The organism is Nocardia beijingensis NBRC 16342 (assembly GCF_001612785.1).
Classification (GTDB): Bacteria; Actinomycetota; Actinomycetes; order Mycobacteriales; family Mycobacteriaceae; genus Nocardia; species Nocardia beijingensis.
The window spans coordinates 128,557-147,232 of the sequence record NZ_BDBC01000015.1; the positions used below are offsets into that span (position 1 = coordinate 128,557).

At 67.4% G+C, this 18,676-nt stretch carries 15 protein-coding genes; 10 read left to right on the plus strand and 5 right to left on the minus strand.

Annotated elements, in window-relative coordinates; genetic code table 11:
* Positions 1–35: 35 nt before the first annotated feature.
* Entirely contained in the window at positions 36–1,430 is a 1,395-nt protein-coding gene (locus tag NB3_RS10315; protein ID WP_067800130.1) for a SpoIID/LytB domain-containing protein, read from the minus strand.
* 320 nt (positions 1,431–1,750) lie between these two features.
* On the opposite strand from NB3_RS10315, the gene NB3_RS10320 reads away from it, so the two are divergent.
* On the plus strand, positions 1,751–3,994 hold the full coding sequence (locus tag NB3_RS10320; protein WP_067800133.1) for an N-acetylmuramoyl-L-alanine amidase: 2,244 nt from the start codon (positions 1,751–1,753) through the stop codon (positions 3,992–3,994).
* A gap of 82 nt (positions 3,995–4,076) precedes the next feature.
* On the opposite strand, the gene NB3_RS10325 is transcribed toward NB3_RS10320, so the two are convergent.
* The gene (locus tag NB3_RS10325; RefSeq protein ID WP_067800447.1) at positions 4,077–4,877 is read right to left on the minus strand and encodes a Cof-type HAD-IIB family hydrolase; all 801 of its coding nucleotides are present in this window, start codon (positions 4,875–4,877) and stop codon (positions 4,077–4,079) included.
* A gap of 193 nt (positions 4,878–5,070) precedes the next feature.
* Between NB3_RS10325 and NB3_RS10330 the strand changes: the two genes are divergently transcribed.
* The 7 genes from NB3_RS10330 to NB3_RS10360 are packed head-to-tail and all read left to right on the plus strand — an operon-like array spanning position 5,071 to position 14,604.
* Entirely contained in the window at positions 5,071–6,048 is a 978-nt protein-coding gene (locus tag NB3_RS10330) for an ABC transporter permease (RefSeq protein ID WP_067800137.1), read from the plus strand.
* Entirely contained in the window at positions 6,045–6,965 is a 921-nt protein-coding gene (locus NB3_RS10335; protein ID WP_067800141.1) for an ABC transporter permease, read from the plus strand. Before NB3_RS10330 ends, NB3_RS10335 begins: the two co-directional genes overlap by 4 nt.
* On the plus strand, positions 6,962–8,839 hold the full coding sequence (locus tag NB3_RS10340) for an ABC transporter ATP-binding protein (protein ID WP_067800143.1): 1,878 nt from the start codon (positions 6,962–6,964) through the stop codon (positions 8,837–8,839). The genes NB3_RS10335 and NB3_RS10340 overlap by 4 nt, the downstream gene beginning before the upstream one ends.
* A 13-nt stretch (positions 8,840–8,852) precedes the next feature.
* The gene (locus tag NB3_RS10345; protein ID WP_067800146.1) at positions 8,853–10,538 is read left to right on the plus strand and encodes an ABC transporter family substrate-binding protein; all 1,686 of its coding nucleotides are present in this window, start codon (positions 8,853–8,855) and stop codon (positions 10,536–10,538) included.
* Positions 10,535–12,235 carry an ABC transporter family substrate-binding protein gene (locus tag NB3_RS10350; RefSeq protein WP_067800149.1) on the plus strand — a complete coding sequence of 567 codons (1,701 nt, stop codon included), beginning with the start codon at positions 10,535–10,537 and terminating at the stop codon, positions 12,233–12,235. The genes NB3_RS10345 and NB3_RS10350 overlap by 4 nt, the downstream gene beginning before the upstream one ends.
* Before the next feature lie 39 nt (positions 12,236–12,274).
* Entirely contained in the window at positions 12,275–13,945 is a 1,671-nt protein-coding gene (locus tag NB3_RS10355) for an ABC transporter family substrate-binding protein (RefSeq protein ID WP_067800153.1), read from the plus strand.
* Positions 13,942–14,604, plus strand: coding sequence for a hypothetical protein (locus NB3_RS10360; RefSeq protein ID WP_244891851.1), 663 nt, complete (start codon positions 13,942–13,944; stop codon positions 14,602–14,604). Before NB3_RS10355 ends, NB3_RS10360 begins: the two co-directional genes overlap by 4 nt.
* Before the next feature lie 78 nt (positions 14,605–14,682).
* On the opposite strand, the gene NB3_RS10365 is transcribed toward NB3_RS10360, so the two are convergent.
* Positions 14,683–15,201 (minus strand): GNAT family N-acetyltransferase, encoded by a 519-nt coding sequence (locus NB3_RS10365; RefSeq protein ID WP_067800156.1) that lies wholly within the window; start codon positions 15,199–15,201, stop codon positions 14,683–14,685.
* 301 nt (positions 15,202–15,502) lie between these two features.
* Positions 15,503–16,303: a YdcF family protein gene (locus NB3_RS10375; RefSeq protein ID WP_169810666.1), complete on the minus strand. Its 801-nt coding sequence runs from the start codon at positions 16,301–16,303 to the stop codon at positions 15,503–15,505.
* Positions 16,304–16,600: 297 nt separating this feature from the next.
* Between NB3_RS10375 and NB3_RS10380 the strand changes: the two genes are divergently transcribed.
* Both NB3_RS10380 and NB3_RS10385 read left to right on the plus strand, forming a co-directional pair.
* Positions 16,601–17,338, plus strand: a complete 738-nt coding sequence (locus NB3_RS10380) for a FadR/GntR family transcriptional regulator (RefSeq protein WP_067800163.1) — start codon at positions 16,601–16,603, stop codon at positions 17,336–17,338.
* Between the two features lie 8 nt (positions 17,339–17,346).
* Positions 17,347–18,063, plus strand: coding sequence for a sterol desaturase family protein (locus NB3_RS10385; RefSeq protein ID WP_084486102.1), 717 nt, complete (start codon positions 17,347–17,349; stop codon positions 18,061–18,063).
* Between the two features lie 53 nt (positions 18,064–18,116).
* Here NB3_RS10385 and NB3_RS10390 read toward each other — a convergent pair whose 3' ends face one another.
* Positions 18,117–18,668, minus strand: a complete 552-nt coding sequence (locus tag NB3_RS10390; protein WP_067800166.1) for a TetR/AcrR family transcriptional regulator — start codon at positions 18,666–18,668, stop codon at positions 18,117–18,119.
* Positions 18,669–18,676: the final 8 nt, after the last annotated feature.

Sequence of the window (18,676 nt, forward strand, 5' to 3'; positions counted from 1 at the left end):
CACCGCCAGGGTTGGACAGCACCGGCCAAATGCACTCATTTAGCCACAGCGGCACCATCGGGCACAGGGGCACCGCCAGGCGGCGTGGCACTGCCAGGCAGGGTGGCACCGCCAGGCGAGATGGCACTGCCAGGCGGGATGGCACTACCAGGCATTACGGCACCGCCAGGCGTAGCAGGACCACCGGACACAGCCGCGTCTCCAGGTGCACCAGGCTGAGCCCCACCGCCGGGCGGCACGACGTCGGGCCGGAGCGCGGGCGCCGGGCCGGACGGGACCTGCTGCGCCCCATCCGCTTCCGGCACCACCTGCAACATGCGCGAGTAGTCCACCACCTGCGCGCCCAAGGTCGGCGTCGCGATGATCACGCCGTTGGTGTACATCCGGTAGGTGCCCGCGTGCTGCGGCAGGATCATCTGCGGTCCGATCGGCGTGCCGAGGGAACTGTTCGCGCCGCCGATCCGTCGGTACTCGGCATCGATCGCCGACTCCGTGTCCGCCGCCCGCGTCGGCGGCTGCTCGCCCGGAGCGGTGGTGAGCAACTGCTCGGGCGCAGGCCCGACGTCCATGGTCCGGATATCCGCCGGTTCCCCTCCGTCGGGTGCGGCGGAGTACTCCGTCCGCAGGATCCGGCCTTCGCGCAGCAGCACCGCGCCCGCCGTGGCGGCCACGGCCGCCGCCGTCCTGGGGTCTTCCCGCTCGGTGCCGGGATAGCTCTGACAAGCGGTGGTGTCGCACGTCTGCGCGTACGGGTAACGCTGTTCGGCAAGGACATACGAGCGCGCCGCGATCGCCTGGGCGCGCAGCGCCTCGGCCGCGCCTTTGTCCGCCCAGTTGGGCTGCACCTCGGCCGGGACCACGCCGAGCAGATAATCCTCGACATCCACCTGGTTGATAGTGCGGGCAGCGCCGTCGTCGAGGGCGACGCCGAGCGCACCGCGATAGGACGGACCGCCGCACAGCGTGAGGTGTTCGGCCACCGGCCGGTTCGGCCTCGGGTCGATCGGTTGAACCCAGGGGTCGTCGGTCTGCGCCTGCCACAGCACGTCACCGTCGCAACCCACGGTCACCACCACGGTGGCTCCGCCGCCGGGCAGCGGCGTGAGGTGCGCGGCTTGGCCGGGCGGGAGCTGGCGGCCCGCCACTCGCAGCCCGGTGGCGGCGAAGACGTCCAGCGAAGAGCCGTCCCGAGCCGCGAGGCGGACCCCGACGGGGACGGGCGCGACAGTGCCGAACGTCGCGCCCGGGTAGTAGTGCGCGAGGATGCGATCGGCACCCCAGCCCGCTCGAGCGTTCTCGAACGCGCCGACCTGACTCAAGCCGCGGCCGTGTCCCGGCCCCGCCAGCGGGCGATACGGCACGTCGACCGGCCAGGCCGAGAGCACGACGACGGCTCCAGCGACCAGCCCGACTCCACTGAGCAACAGCACAGGACCCGCCACAGCCGTCCCGAACAGCCCCCTGACGCGACCTCGCTGGGAAAATATCGCTCTTACCAGCATTTTTCTGACCCCCACATGGGCCTATTACGATGCATCCGTTCACTCCCGCGGTTTACGAGGCGGTAGATCTTCCACTTTTTCCGCACGTTTTGCAGACGCGCCAGCAATCAACCAGCTACATTCAGGCAATCACATAATCCTCAACCAGAGGTTTAGCCATGTGACAAATGTGGTTATTGTGACCGTTGTTACATCAGGAAGTGACCCTTTAATCACAGATCACTGGTACGACCTGATTGGAGACGCACGTGCGGTACCGCAAACCGAAACGCTCCTACGTGCTACCGGTTGTCACCACCCTCGCGGTAGCTGCCCCGCTCGGCACGCTGGCGCTCAGCGCTTCGAACGACTACCGCACCGCCACCGACAGCGAACCGGCCGCCGTCTCCGCCGGCCTCGCCGAGGTCGCACTCACCCAGGCCCCCGATATCGTGTTGCCGCTGCGCGAATTCACCGGGCTGACGCTGCCTGATCTGCATCTTTCCGACCTGCGCATGCTGCCGATGGCGGCGGGCATTCCGATTCAGGACGGGCCGCTGCCCCCGGGCGCGCAACCACCGGAAGGAATGCGACTACCCAGTTCCAATTCCAACCAAACCCCCGAATCCGAATTGATGCCGATGCGGCCGGACGGCGGCACGAATTCCGCTGGTCAGCCGATTTCCCAACCTTCGGCGAACAGCGTGCGCTTCATCGCTGATCCCGCCCGGCTCCAGCCCGGCACGACGCCCGACACCCCGGCGCTGTCTCCCGGGGCGGTGACCCCCGAACAGATGAGCCAGGTGGGGGCCCAGGTGAAGGAACTTTCCAGCGACACCCCGTTCAGCATGGTCGCCCTCACCGCGCGAGAGCTGGCGGACACCAGAGCCACCATCCGCGCTCGGCAGCCCGATGGCACCTGGGGGCCCTGGTACGACACCGAACCGGTGGACACCCACCGCACCGATCACTCCGGCCCCGGCCCGACCGACGGCACCGAGCCGATCTACGTGGGCAACACGAACGCGGTGCAGGTGCTGGTCACCCGAAAGCAAGCGGCGCGGACGATCCAGCCGGTGGCGCAACCCGGACCCAGCGCGGACGATCGGTCGCGTCCGGGCGACCCGGCTCAGCAGGTCCATGACCTGACCGCCGTGCTGATCGATCCCGGCCGGGCCGCCGCCGACGGCGATCTGCGCAACGTGGCGGCCGCGCTGCCCGGCGGCGGACCGAGCGTGATCACCCGCGCCCAGTGGGGCGCCGACGAATCCATCCGCTGTGCCGAACCGACCTACGACGACCGTCTCGGCGGCGTCACGGTGCACCACACCGCAGGCCGCAACGACTACAGCAAGTCCGAGTCGGCGGGCATCGTCCGCGCGATCTACACCTATCACGCGAAGACGTTGGGCTGGTGCGACATCGGCTACAACGCCCTGGTCGACAAGTACGGCCAGATCTTCGAAGGACGCTTCGGCGGCCTCGACCGCCCGGTGCAGGGCGCGCACGCGGGCGGGTTCAACGAGAACACCTCTGGCGTCGCGCTGATGGGCAACTACGAGTCCGAGCAACCGACGGAGGAGGCGCTCCAGGCGATCGGCGCCTTCGTCGGCTGGCGCACCAAGGTCGCCGGACTCGATCCCAAAGGCTCCACCACGATGTACTCCGAGGGCACCTCCTTCACCTCGTACGCCGAGGGCGAGGCCGTGCAGTTGCCGGTGGTCTTCGCACACCGCGATGTCGGAAACACCACCTGCCCAGGCGACGCGGCGTACGCGCTGATGGACCGGATACGCGACATCGCCGCCGGTGCGCCGGGCTCGCCGGGCACGCACGACAGCCAGGCGCCCGCACCGGCGGAATCCGACGTGTCGGCCCTCGCCGCGCTGACCACCAAGCTGCTGAACATGGTGCAGGAGAACATCATCGCCAGGCACTGGTCGCAGTCCGGTGGACCGAACGGCCCGCTCGGCGCCGCGCGTTCGGACGTGCTGCCCGCCGCGGGTGACCGCCAGTACGCGAAGTTCGCCAACGGCTACGTCTACACCGCCGCCGACGGGCAGGTCGTCGAGGTGCTCGGCAGCATCCTGGACCGGTTCCTGCAACTCGGCGCCGACACGGGGATGCTCGGACTCCCCCTGCGCAACGCCTATCCGGTCCCCGACGGCCTGCGCGCCGACTTCGAGCACGGTTCGCTGATCCTCGACCAGCTCACCGGCCTCGTCACGACGGTGTGGAAGACCTACAACGACACCTATCGAGAGGAAATGAGCCGGAACCCGGTCGCAGCGCAGGTGAGCGCACCGATCCCGAACCGTCTCCCCGCCCCGGCCGCACCGGCCCCGGGAGCTCCGGCAGCAGGCAGCCCACCGGTCCCGAACGCCGTCCCCACCCCGGCCTCGAGCGGGCTGCCCCAACCGGCCCCGCCACACTCAGCCGCCGTACAACCACCACACGGCTCCGCTCCAGCCGAACCCGCGTTCCCGGCCGACGCGCCATCCCCTCAGGGCTGACCTCGGACAGCCCGACCGTTTTCTCCCCTCGGAGCCCGCGCCCGACGCGCGGGCTCCGAATCGTTCCGCCACGCCACTTCGCTCACACCCACCAGCGTTCGAGGATGCGCGCGACGCCATCGTCGGAGTTCGATTCGGCGACCTCGTCGGCGGCGGCGATGGCCTCGGGGTGGGCGTTGCGCATCGCGACACCGTGGCCCGCCATGGTGAGCATGGGGACGTCGTTGGGCATGTCGCCGAACGCGACGATGGTGGATGCGTCCACACCGAGCCGCTGGGCGACCACCGCCAGCCCCGCGGCCTTGGTGATGCCGGGCGCGGACAGTTCGATGAGCCCGTGCTCGGTCGAGTAGGTGATGTCGGCGCGTTCGCCGATCAGCGGCGCGAGCACCGTGCGCATGTCCGAACTGCGCGCACCTGGCAGCCGGATCAGCATCTTGATGGCGGGTGCGTCGATGACCTCCTCCCTGGCGACGGAGGTGTCGTCCGGGTTGAGCCAGGCGTGCTCGTACTGCGGCGAGCTGACGAACTGCGGCGTCACGGCGTCGTGCGCGCTTTCGCCGACGCGTTCGGCGGCCAGACCGCAGCCGGGCAGGGCCCGCTCCGCGACATCGGCGAGCCAGGCCAGCGTCGGCACGTCCAGGGTCATGCTGGTCAGCACCCGGTCGGCGGCACTGTCGTAGATCACCGCGCCGTTGCCGCATACGCACAGCGGCGCGTACCCGAGCCCTTGCACCACGGGGTCGATCCAGCGCGGCGGGCGACCCGTGGCCAGCACGAACGGCACGCCGTCGGCGATCAGCGCGCCCACCGCAGCCTTCGTCCGCGCGGTCACCCGCTCGTCGCGGTCGATGAGGGTGCCGTCCACGTCGGTGGCGACCATCTTCGGTTTGGGGAGGTGCAGGGGCGTCACCCGTCCATCCTGCCGGACGACCTCCGGCTCGCGCCCGGCCACCGTGGCCGGATGGGCCCCGGACATGCCCGGATGTCGTGTGGCACGCGCGCCGCGAACCACGTCCTTATGATCGGGGGCTAATACCGACGCTGGCCCGCCCAGCCGAAAGACCAGAGGACTGATGACCGGCTTCCTGCTACGACGCGCGCTCAACTATGTCGTGCTGTTGCTGCTGGCTTCGTTCCTGACGTTCAGTCTGGCGTCCCTGACGTTCCGGCCGCTGGACAGTCTCGAACAACGCAATCCGCGCCCGCCGCAGGCAGTGATCGACGCCAAGGCCGAGGAGCTGCACCTCAACGACCCGATCCCGGAGCGGTACGTCACCTGGCTCAAAGGCATTCCGCACGGCGATTTCGGCACCACGCTGGCCGGTCAGCCGGTCAGCGAGGAACTGCCGCGGCGGGTCGCGGTGAGTCTGCGGCTGCTGATCGTCGGCTCGCTGGTCGGCACGGTGCTCGGGGTTCTGATCGGCGCGGCGGGGGCGATCCGGCAATACAAGTTCAGCGACTACTTCACCACGGTGGTGTCACTGCTGATCTTGAGCACGCCGGTGTTCCTGCTCGCGACGCTGCTGAAATACGGTGCGCTGGAGATCAATTCGCTGACCGGATCGCAGATCTTCCTCTACACCGGCGAGACGTCGGCGACCAGCATCGAAGGGTTCGGGCCGCAACTGCTCGACCGCGTCCAGCACCTGATCCTGCCCACCACCGCGCTGGCGCTCGGCGCGATGGCGAGCTACAGCCGCTACCAGCGCAACGCGATGCTCGACGTGCTGCAGAGCGATTTCATCCGCACCGCCCGCGCCAAAGGTCTCACCCGCGGCAAGGCGCTGTACAAGCACGGCCTGCGCACGGCGCTGATCCCGATGGCCACGCTGTTCGCCTACAGTCTCGGCGCCCTGATCACCGGCGCGACGTTCACCGAGAAGATCTTCGGCTGGCACGGTGTCGGCGAGTGGCTGGTCGACTCGATCAACGCCCAGGACCTGTACGTCGTGGTGACCGTCACCGCGTTCGCCGGCCTGGTGGTACTGGTGTCGGGTCTGCTGTCCGACATCGTGTACGCGATTCTCGATCCAAGGGTGCGTGTGGGATGACCGAAACCGAGATCATCGTCCAGGGCGCGCCCGAGGTCACCGCGACCGGGCGGCGCAGGCTGGTCCTGCGGCGCTTCCTGCGCAACAAGCCTGCCGTCGCGGGCGGCCTGGTCCTCATCGCGCTGTTCGTCGTGAGCTTCGCGCTGCCGCCCTTTCTGCCCTACGACTACCAGCAGTTGGACTACACCGCCCTGCTGAAGCCGCCGAGCCCGGACCATCCGTTCGGCACCACCCAGATCGGTCAGGACGTTTTGGCGCAGACCCTGCGCGGATTGCAGAAGTCCCTGGTCATCGGCCTGTGCGTCGCGCTGTTGTCCACCACGATCGCCGCCACCGCCGGTTCGCTGGCCGGATTGCTCGGCGGCTGGACCGACCGCGCGATCATGTGGCTGGTCGATCTGCTGCTGGTGGTCCCGAGCTTCATCATCATCGCGCTGTTCGCGCCGCGCACCAAGGGCAGCGGATCCATCCTGCTGCTGATCCTCCTGCTGTCCGGCTTCGGCTGGATGATCTCGGCGCGGATCGTGCGCGGCCTGACGCTCAGCCTGCGTGACCGCGAATTCGTCCGGGCCGCCCGGTACATGGGCGCGCCGACCCGCACGGTGATCCTCAGCCACGTCATCCCGAACATCGCCTCGATCCTGATCATCGACACCACGCTCACCGTCGGCGCGGCGATCATGGCCGAGACGGGCCTGAGCTTCCTCGGTTTCGGTGTGCAGCCGCCGGATGTGTCGCTGGGCTCGCTGATCGCCGCCGGAACGAAATCAGCGTTGACTTATCCCTGGCTGTTCCTGTTCGCGGGTGGTCTGCTGATCATCACCGTGCTGTGCGCCAACCTCGTGGGCGACGGACTGCGCGACGCGTTCGATCCCGGCGCGAAGCGGGCTCGGTCGAAGAAGAAGGCGAAGGCATGACGAGCGCGGGAGCTACCGAGAAGACGGTCGAGACCACCTCGACCGCGCCCCTGCTGGAGATCACCGACCTGCGGGTGTCGTTCCCCAGCGAGGAAGGCCGGATCGACGCGGTGCGCGGCGTCGACTACACGGTGTCCGACGGCGAAGTGCTGGCCATCGTGGGTGAATCCGGATCGGGAAAGTCGGTGTCCTCGCTGGCCGTGATGGGGTTGCTGCCGGAGCAGGCGAGAATCACCGGTTCCATCCGGTTCCGCGGCCGCGAACTGCTCGGGCTTGGTGATCGCGAACTGTCCAAGCTGCGCGGCAGTTCCATCAGCATGGTGTTCCAGGATCCGCTCTCGGCGCTCACGCCGGTCTACCGGGTGGGCGATCAGATCGCCGAAGCCCTGCTCGCACACGGCAAGGCGAGCAGAGGCGATGCCGCGAAGCGCGCGGTGGAACTGCTCGACCTTGTCGGTATCCCGGACCCGGAGGTGCGAGCCAAAGCGTTTCCGCACGAGTTCTCCGGCGGCCAGCGCCAGCGCGTGGTCATCGCGATGGCGATCGCGAACGACCCGGGGCTGATCATCTGCGACGAACCGACCACCGCGCTGGACGTGACGGTGCAGAAGCAGATCCTCAACCTGCTGCGCAAGGCGCGCGACATCACCGGCGCGGGCGTCATCATGATCACCCACGACATGGGTATCGCCGCGACGCTGGCCGATCGCGTCGCCGTCATGTACGCGGGCCGGATCGTCGAAACCGCCCCTGCCGCCGAGCTGTTCGACGCGCCGCGGATGCCGTACACCGTCGGTCTGCTCGGCTCGATCCCGCGCATGGACGGTCCGCCGCGACGACCGCTGATCCCGATCGTCGGCGCGCCGCCCGCCATGCACGCGCTGCCGCCGGGCTGCTCGTTCGCACCGCGCTGCCCGGTCTCGATCGACGAATGCCGGGCGGCCGAACCGCCATTGGAAGGAGTCGAACCGGGACATACCGCCGCCTGCATCCGCACCGCCGAGGTCGGCACCGACGAGCTGTTCGAGGCCTATCGCCGCGAGATCGCCGAGCCGGAGGCCGAGGCGCGGGTGGAGACGGATGTGGTGTTGCGGGTCTCGGACCTGGTGAAGGTCTTCCCGATCACCTCGGGTGTGGTGCTGCGCCGCCGCAAAGGCGAGATCAGGGCGGTCGACGGCATCAGCTTCGAGGTCCGGCGCGGGCGCACCTTGGCGCTCGTCGGCGAATCCGGCTCCGGCAAATCGACCACGCTCACCCAGATCCTCGATCTGGTTGCGCCGCAATCGGGTTCGATCGAGATCATGGGCAGCGACGTCGCGACCCTGAGCAAAGCGCGCAAGCGGGAGATCCGCCGGAAGATGCAGATCGTCTTCCAGGACCCCACCGCGTCCCTCGATCCCCGCCTGCCGATCTTCGACGCCATCGCCGAACCGTTGCGCATCGACGGGCGGCCGCGCGCCGAGATCGCCCGCCGGGTTCCGGAACTGCTCGAACAGGTCGGTCTGCGCCCTGAGCACGCCGACCGTTACCCCGCCGACTTCTCCGGCGGCCAGAAACAGCGCATCAGCATCGCCCGCGCGCTCGCGCTGGACCCGGAACTGCTGGTGCTGGACGAGCCGGTCTCCTCGCTGGACGTCTCGATCCAGGCCGGCGTCCTGAACCTGCTGCGCGACCTGCAAACCGAGCGCGGCCTCTCGTATCTGTTCGTCTCGCACGACCTGTCCGTGGTGCGGAACCTGGCCCACGACATCGCGGTCATGTATCGCGGCAAGATCGTGGAATACGGCTCGGCGGAGCAGATATTCGCCGATCCGCGACACGAGTACACCAGGGCGCTGATCGACGCGGTCCCGGTGCCGGCAGTCAGCCGATAGGCAGGAGGGCGCGATGCGGATCCGTTTCGACCGAACGCGGTGGACCGCGGGGTTGGTGGCGCTGGCGCTGATCGCGGCCGGCTGTGCGAGCAGCGCCGACGATTCGGCCGCCGGACTGTCCGACGCGCTCGGCACCACCAGCGACATCAATCCCAAGAACCGTGACGAGGTGCGCGACGGCGGCAACCTGCGCCTGGCGGTCACCAGCTTCCCGTCGAACTGGAACACCCTGTCCGCCGACGGGAACGACGGCGAGATCAGCGATATCGAGCGTCCGCTCATGCCACGCGCGTTCGACGTCGACGCGGCGGGCAATCTCACCGTCAACCACGACTTCTTCACCGATGTGGCGCTGACCGGCACCAACCCGCAGCAGGTCACCTACACCATCAATCCCGAGGCGGTCTGGTCCGACGGCAGCCCCATCACCTGGGAAGACATCGCCTCGCAAGCACACGCGCTCAGCGGTCGTGACAAACGCTTCCTGATCGCGATCACCTACGGTTTCGAGTTCGTCGAAAAGGTGGAACGCGGTGTGGACGACCGGCAGGCCGTACTCACCTTCAACCATCCCTTCGGCGAATGGCGCGGCCAACTCGCCGGTGATTCCGCGCTTTTCCCGAAATCCGTCACCGCCGACCCGGAGTCGTTCAACAAAAGTCTGGTGGACCGGCTCGGCCCCAGCGCCGGGCCTTTCGTGGTCCAGTCGACCGACCGCACTCAGGGCCGGATCGTGCTGAGCCGCAACCCGAAATGGTGGGGCGATACGCCGAAACTGGACACCATCACCATCACCGTGCTGGATCAGGCGGCGTGGGCGAGCGCCCTGCGGAACAACGAACTCGACCTCATCCGCTTGTCCTCGATCGACGAGGTCAAGGCGGTGCGCAATACCGGCGGACTGGTGATTCGCCGTGCGCCGGGCAACCGCTGGCGGCACATCACCTTCAACGGCGCGCCGGGGTCGATTCTCGCGGACCCGAAACTGCGCGTCGCGATCGCGAAGGCCATCGATCGGCAGGGCATCGCCACCGCGACGCAGAACGGTCTGGTCGAGAGCCCGAAACCGTTGAACAATCACATCTTCCTCCAGGGCCAGGACGGCTACCAGGACAATTCCGCGCCCGTGGCCTACGACCCCGACCAGGCGGCACGGGAACTCGACGCGCTCGGCTGGAAGCTGAACGGCGACGTCCGGGAGAAGGACGGCCGGAAGCTGGAGATCCGCGATGTGATGTACAACGACCCGCTGTGGATCCAGATCGCGCAGATCATCCAGCAGAACCTGGCCCGGATCGGCGCGCGGCTGATCATCGACACCAAACCAGGCGCGGGGTATTTCACCAACGTCATCATTCCCGGCGATTTCGACGCCGCGCAGTTCGTCTTCACCGGAGACGCGTTCTATCTGAGCGATATCCGGCAGATCTACTACTACGACCCGAACGACCTGCAGGGCAACTACGGCCGCATCGGCTCGCCCGAGCTCAACGCCTTGATCGAGCGCACGCTGACCGAACTCGATCCGAAGAAGATGATCGAACTGGCCAACGAGGTCGACCGCAAAGTGTTCGAGGAAGGACATTCGCTGCCGCTGACCCAGTCCGACGGCAGTTTCGGCGCCCGCGCCGACCTCGCCAATATCGGCTCCCCCGGCCTGGCGTCCTACGACTACACCAAGATCGGATTCGTGAAATGAGACCAGCACAGCCAACTCGGAACCGCCGCAGGCAGGTACGCACGGTGATCACCCGGGCGCTCACCGTTGGCACGGCGCTCGCGCTGCTGGTCGGCTGCGGCTCCGGCGGCAGCGAAGTGAAGTCCGGCTCCAACGCGATCGGCTCGACCAACGACATCAATCCCCGCGAGCCGAGCGAACTGCGCGACGGCGGCAACCTGCGTCTGGCCATTACCGGTTTCCCCGCGACGTTCAATTCGCACCATGTCGATTCCGACGGCGACCTCGCCGAAGTGGTGGACTGGACCATGCCGAGCCCGATCACGGCCGACGCCGCGGGCGAGTTATCGGTCGATCACAATTTCTTCACCGACATCGCGTTGACCGAAACGAACCCGCAGCGAGTCGTCTACACCATCAACCCCAAGGCGGTCTGGACCGACGGCAGCCCGATCACCTGGGAAGACCTGCGGTCCCAAGCAGAGGCGCTGAGCGGCCGCGATACGGCATACCGGGTCGCCGCGACCCAGGGCTACAGCCGGGTGGCCAAGGTCGAACGCGGCGCCGACGACCGGCAGGCGATCGTCACCTTCGCGCAGCACTACGCGGAGTGGCGCGGCCTGTTCTCGCAGCTGTATCCCAAGGAGTCGACCGAGACACCGCAGGCGTTCAACGAGCGCGATCGCAACGGGCTCGCCAAGTCGGCGGGACCGTTCGTGATCACCTCCGTCGACCGGGCGCAGCAACGAATCGTGCTCAGCCGTAACCCCAAATGGTGGGGCGAGACGCCGAAGCTGGACACCGTGACCTACAGCGTGCTCGACTGGTCCGCCCGGCTCAACGCCTTGCAGAACAACGAACTCGACGCCATCGATGTCACGGGCATCGAGGAGGTCAAGTCCGCGACCAACTCACCGGGCATCATCGTTCGCCGCGCCGCGCGCCCGTACAACTCGCACATCACGTTCAACGGCGCACCGGGATCGATCCTCGCGGACCCGAAGTTGCGCGTCGCGATCGCGAAGGGCATCGACCGGCAAGGCATCGTCACCGCGCTGCAGAACGGGATCGTGGAGAACCCCAGGCCGCTGAACAACCACATCTACCTCGACGGTCAGAAGGGCTATCAGGACAACGCGGCGATCATCGCCTACAACCCGGACGAGGCCGCCCGCATGCTGGACGAACTGGGCTGGAAGCTCAACGGCGACGTCCGGGAGAAGGACGGACGCCAGCTGGTCATCCGGGATGTGATGTTCCAGCAGGACACCTGGGTGCAGATGGCTCAGATCATGCAGCAGAATCTCGCGCGGATCGGGGTGAAACTGGTGATCCAGACCTACCCGGGCAACGGCCTGTTCACCGATGTCATCGATCCCGGCAACTTCGACATCGCTCAATTCAGCTGGTCACGAAGCATTTTCCCGCTCGGCGCGTTGCCCCAGATCTACGCGTACGACCCGGCGAACACGCTCAGCAACAAGGGACGGATCGGGTCACCCGAACTGAACGAGCTGATCGAGCAGGTCATCTCCGAACTCGACCCCGAGCGAGCGATCGAGCTGGCGAACAAGGCCGACCGGATGATCTTCGAGCTCGGCCACTCGGTGCCGGTCGCGCAATCGCCCGGCAACGTGGCCGTCCGTGCCGGGCTGGCCAACTACGGCGCCTTCGGGCTGGCTTCCACGGACTACGTCCGAGTGGGTTTCGAGAAGTAGGGCCGTGTCCATAAGACGCAACGAGGAGAAAGGATCACCATGCGGATCACCTCTGCGTGTGCCCGGCTGGCGTTGTCGCTGGTCGTCGTAGGGCTGACGCTCACTGGCTGCGGCGGCGACAACGGCGTCACCGCGGGCACCAGCACGGTCGGCGCCACCAACGACATCAATCCGAGGGACCCGAGCGAACTGCGCGACGGCGGCAACCTGCGGCTGGCACTCACCAACTTCCCGGAGAACTTCAATTATTTGCATGTGGACGGCGGAACGGAGACCGTCTCCTCCATCGTCGAAGCGACGATGCCGACCACCTTCGTCAGCGATGCGGCGGGACAGCTGAGCGTCGCGCACGACTTCTTCACCGACATCAAGCTGATCGGAACCAGCCCGCAGCAGGTGGAGTACACCATCAATCCGAAGGCCGTATGGTCCGATGGTTCGCCGATCACCTGGGAGGATCTCCGTTCGCAGGCCCATGCGCTGAGCGGTAAGGACAACGCGTTTCTCGTCTCGTCCACCAGCGGTTTCGATCGGGTCGGCAAGGTCGAGCGCGGCGCGGACGACCGGCAGGCCGTGGTGACCTTCGATCAGCCGTTCGGCGAATGGCAAGGACTGTTCAGCCCGCTGTATCCGAAGTCGGTCACCGCGACCCCCGACACCTTCACCAACGCGGCCAAGAACGAGCTGCCGCTCAGCGCGGGCCCCTTCGTGATCACCTCCATCGATCGCAGCCAGAACCGCATCGTGCTCGGGCGCAATCCGCGGTGGTGGGGTGATACGCCGAAGCTGGATTCCGTCACCTTCAGCGTGCTCGACCACTCGGCCTGGCTGCCCGCGATCCAGAACAACGAGCTCGACATCGCCTACATGTCCGGCATCGAGAACGTCAGCGCGGCGCGCAATGCCGCGAACGTGGTCATCCGGCGCGCGCCGGAAGCGACCTGGTCGCACATCACGTTCAACGGCGCCCCCGGTTCCCTGCTCGCCGATCCGCAGCTGCGGATCGCCATCTCCAAGGCGATCGACCGGCAGGGCGTGGTCACCGCCTCGCAGCACGGCGTCGTCGACGACCCCAAGCCACTGAACAATCACGTCTTCGTGGCGGGGCAGAAGGGCTACCAGGACAACGCGGCCCCCATCGCCTACGACCCGGACGAAGCGGCCCGGATGCTGGACGCGCTCGGCTGGAAACTGAACGGCGACGTCCGCGAGAAGGACGGTCGCAAGCTCGAACTCCGCGACGTGATGTACCAGCAGGATCAGTGGGTGCAGACGGCGCAGATCGTGCAGCAGAATCTCGCGCGGATCGGGGTGAAGCTGATCATCCAGACGGTGCCGGGCACCGGCCTGTTCACCAACGTCATCGACCCGGGCAATTTCGACCTGGCCCAGTTCAGCTGGGGCGGTAGCGTGCTGCCGCTCAGCGGGTTGCGGCAGATCTACTACTACGATCCGAGCAACTGGCAGAGCAACAAGGCACGCATCGGCACGCCGCAACTCAACGCGCTGATCGACCAGACCCTCGCCGAACTGGATCCGGAGAAGGCCATTCAGCTGGCCAACCAATGCGATCAAATGATCTTCGAAGAGGGTCACTCCATCCCGCTGCACCAGGCGGCAGGCACCTACGCCGCCCGGACCGACCTGGCGAACTACGGTGCGTTCGGCCTCGCGTCGCGGGACTACACCAAGGTGGGTTTCCTGAAGTGAGTTCCGGATCGGGCCACCCGCTGGCCTATCCGATCACGGTGACGTCCGGCGCCCTCGCGGTCTGTGCCGCCTGGGCGCCGTTCGGCACTCTGGATCAGGTGGCGGCGATCGCGGCCGTCGCGCTCGCCGTGGGCGGGTACACCGGATACCGACTCGCCGTCGCCTTCGGGGTGCTCCGCTTCTTTCGTCCGGGCGCCGCGCGGACCGTCCGGGTCACCCGCGTCCGCCAGCACCATCGCCTGGTCGGCCGGTCGTGGTTGCAAGTCGGTGGCACGGGCCGGCCGCGGTGGCTTCCGGTGTACTTCGACCCGGCGCTGGTCACCCTCACCGAAAGCGAAGCGGAGCTCACCGACCGCACGATTCACGTCGCGGGACGACGCCTCTACCCGTCGGGCCGCATGCGCGACGTCGAACCGCCCGGCCGTTTGGTCGACAACCCCAGCCGCCCCGACCCCGACGCCCCCGCCCACGTCACGCAGGCCACTCGCCTGCGCCGCCGCCTCCTGCTCGACGCCCAATCCACGGTCGCCGCCCCCATCGCCGCCCTTCTGTGGGTGTACCTCGACGGCGGCGGCTTGCCGATCTTCGTGGCGGCCACCACCATTGCCGCAGCGTGCGCGATCTGGTTGTCCGCCGTGCAGGGTTCCGATCCCAGCTGACCTGCGCCGGGTGTTGCTTCCCCCGAGACCGGCGATGGGCCGACATCCACGCCGCCCCACCGCCGGTCGTTCAACCGGCTATTCGATGCCGAATGGCGCGGCGTAGCGGACCGTGCCACCCGGTAGCGGGTGGGCGGGGTCGAGGGTCAACGCCATCAATGCCTCGTCCGGCACGTCGATGCTCAGGCCGATGCCGTGGTCGGAAGCCCGGCCGAAGCCGAAGCGCGGGTAGTACGTCGGATGACCGAGCACGATGACGAAAAGCTCGCCCATTCGCGCCGCGGCCGCGAGCCCGGCTCGGATCGCGGCGGAACCCGCACCCGTCTTCTGGTAGTCGGGCAGCACCGCGCACGGGCCGAGACACAATGCCGGCGTGGCGTCCACGTGACAGCGAGTCAGCAGCGCGAAGCCGACCGGTGTGTCATCCGGCAGGGTGCTGACGATCGACAGGCCGCCGATCCATGCGGGGTCGTCGCGCAACGCGTCGACCAGTTCGGCCTCTTCGGCTCGTTCGAAGGCCGCGACATTGATCTCGTGGATCGCGGCGATATCGGCATCGGTTTCGGCGCGCACACGCCAATCGATGGTGGAACTCAACTCGGATTCTCCGTGTTCTCGATGGTCGGGCCCGGTCGCGGACACGGCACCACCGTCACGGGAGCCCAAGGGCTCGGCACGAACGCCGGACGAAAGGATCAGACCGGGACCCGAGACGATTGGACGGTCCGGGCGTCGTGCGTGACGGCGGTCTTCGGCGCGGTCATCCCGCCCCACCTCCTGATGGTCTCCACCTTCGAATACGAACGAGTGATGCTAGCTCGCCAAGTGGCACACGGGCCACCGAATTGAGACCCCCGGCAGCTGTAGACGCGGACTGTTCCGAACGTCGCGGCCCCGCTCAGAACCGGCGTTCCGCGGGCCGGAAGATATCGCTCAGCCTGTCATAGGCGTCGCGTACGTTATCCGGAATGTTCTCTTGGACGCAGTGGCCTTCGCGGGGATACTCGTCGAGCCGTTTGATCTCACCCATGGTGATGGCGACGATGGACTTCGGATGTGGCGCTGTATCGGCGTCGGGCCGGTTCCCGTATTTCATATAGTTCTCGAGCGAGACGTCTGCGGCGGAGATGGAGACGTGGTCGACATCCGGGCATTGTTTCACGAGGGTTCCCCACACCCGCCGTGAGTGGAACGGGGTGCAGACACCGATCACCGACGAGACATCGCGACCGTGCGCTTGCAGCATGTCCACGGAGTAGACCGCGTTCTGGCCGGTGTTCTGGGCAAATGGTTCTTCGATGATCTGGTTCGGGTTCAGATTCAGCTTCTCCGCCGCCAGCCGGAACTTGGCTGCCTCGCCGCGATATCCGGAGAACACCACAGGCACGTCATCGAGGCCGCGATCGCGAACCAGGTTCGCGATCACCGAGGCACCGCCGATGTCTCGGCTGCCGAAGAAAATGATGCCCCCGTAGTCGCGTTCGGGATCGAATGCCCATTTGGGATCGAAACGCAAATAGTCCCAAACCGTCTCCAGATCCGACATCGCCCGGTCGGTGTCGACCCCTCGGCCACGAAGCTCCCCTAGCCATTCCGTGTACGCGGTCTCATTGCGCCCTCCGTACACCGCGTTATCTCGAATCAGCGCTCGACCAGCGGAATCGAGCGGAATCGCGCCGGCGTGGTCCTGATACAGCAAACCTCTGACAGAGGCTCGCGTCTCGTCCGCCCCTTCGTGCTGTCGCCGGCTGATGTGGGAGGAACCGGCGGTCAGTGCCCGCGCGATCCGTTGCGCACCTTGACGGGCCACTTCTGCCGGCCCCGGTATGTCTGCGCCCCTCATCCGCCTTCCCGGCTCAGTCCTCGAAACTCGAGAAGTATGTCCGATTTCGGCCCAAATTCCGAACCACCAGATCAAGCAGGACGAGACGACACACGCCAACCGAATCTGGTCTGACCACTTGACCTCCTGACCAATCGGACGCACAGTAGACGCATGGCGTTGCAACCTGTGGTCAAGCGGTCGGTGTCGGCGGATGTGTTCGAGCAGATCGCCGCGGATGTGCTCAGCGGTGAGCTGGCGCCGGGGGCGACTCTGCCCAGTGAGCGGCAGTTGGCGGAGGCGCTGGGGGTCTCCCGGCCCGCGGTGCGAGAGGCCTTGCAGCGGCTGGCCGCCGCGGGGCTGGTGTCGGTGCGCCAAGGAGACGCGACCACCGTGCTGGACTATCGGCGCGGCGCGGGGCTCGAGGTGCTGCCGAGGCTGTTGGTGCAGGCCGGAGAACTGGACCCCGCGGTCGCGCGCAGCATCCTCGAGGCGCGCCTGCACAACGGGCCGAAGGTCGCGGAGTTGGCCGCGCGGCGGGTGGGTGCGATCGGCGCGGCCGAAGTCCGCCCGTTGCTGGAAGCCTCGCTCGACGCGCTGGCCGCCGAACAGGACCCGATCGCGCAGCAGCGGCACGCGATGGAGTTCTGGGATCACGTCGTGGACACGGCCGACTCGATCGTGTTCCGGCTGATGTTCAACATGTTGCGCGCCGCCTATGAACCGGCGCTCGCGGCGCTGGCCCCGATCATGTCCGCCGAGGTGGGCAACATCGAGGCATACCGCGAATTGGCCGCCGCCGTCGTCGCGGGCCGGCCGCAGAAGGCCGCCACCACCGCTCGGGCGTTGCTCGAGCCGGCGACCACCGCCCTGATCGAGGTCCTCGGCGGACCGCCGGTCACGCACAGCTAGGAACGAACATGACGAAATCCACAGCCTCCGAACGAGCCTCGGTCGAGGCGGATGCGCGGGCGCGGGTGCGCAGGGACGAGCGGGCGTTGCGTCGCGGGCTCACCCTGGGCCAGGCATTCGCAGAATTCGTCCGGCATCCCTCGCCGTGGATGATCGGGACCACGCTGGTGGGCGCGCTGATCGCCCGCGTGGTCGTCGGCGACTGGCAGCCGACGGACCTACTGGTCCCCGCCGCCATGCTGGCGGTGTTCCCGGTCTTCGAGTGGATCGTGCACGTCACCGTGCTGCATTGGAAACCACGGCGGGTGGGCCCGCTCGCACTCGACAGCGAACTGGCGCGCAAGCACCGCGAGCATCACGTCGATCCGCGCGACATCCCGCTGATCTTCATCCCGACGCGAACCCTGGCGGTGCTGGTCGTGGTGTTGATCGCGCTGGCGGCGTTCGCCTTCCCTCGCCCGGGCCTCGGCCTGACCTTCCTGATCACCATCACGCTGCTCGGCCTCGCCTACGAGTGGACGCACTACCTGATCCACACCGACTACAAGCCGAAAGGCTCGCTCTACCGGGCGGTCTGGCGCAACCATCGCCACCATCACTACAAGAACGAGCACTACTGGTTCACAGTCACCAGTTCCGGCACCGCCGACCGCCTCTTCGGCACCTACCCCGACCCGGCCACGACCGAGACCTCACCCACCGCCCGCAACCTGCACTCCGCCTGATCCCCTCAGGTGCCGCCCCGCGACGAGTCAGCGGGGCGGCATCGGTGCGCGGGTCAGACCGCGAGCAGACGCTCCGCGATGGTGCGGGCACGAGACGCCGCCTCCGGAGTCCCTTCGCGAACGGCGGTGACGATCGCGCCGTCCACCAGTAGCGCGAGTTCGGCGGCCAGCTCGTCCGCGTCGGATCGTCCCGCCGCGGTGAGCAATTCGTCCAGGTATTCGATCACGCGGCGCTTGTGCCGATCGGCGACCTGGTGGGCGGCGCTTTCGCGATCGGCGACCTCGACCATGGTGTTGATGAACGCGCAGCCGCGGAAATCCTTGCGGGCGAACCGTTGTGCCAGCGCGTCGAAGACGGCGAGCGGACGCGCGGCCGGGTCGCCGGTCTGCTCGACCGATTCGCGCAGCCAGTCCAGCCACCGGCGGTCTCGATCCTCCAGCACCGCCACGACGAGGTCGTCCTTGCTCGCGAAGTGGCGATAGAAGGAAGCCCGGCCGACGCCGGACGCCTGGAGCAGGCGATCGAGACCCACGGCGCGAATCCCTTCGGCGTAGAACAACTCTTCCGCCGTGGTGAGCAAGCGCTGCTTGGCCTGGGTTGGCATACCGCAAC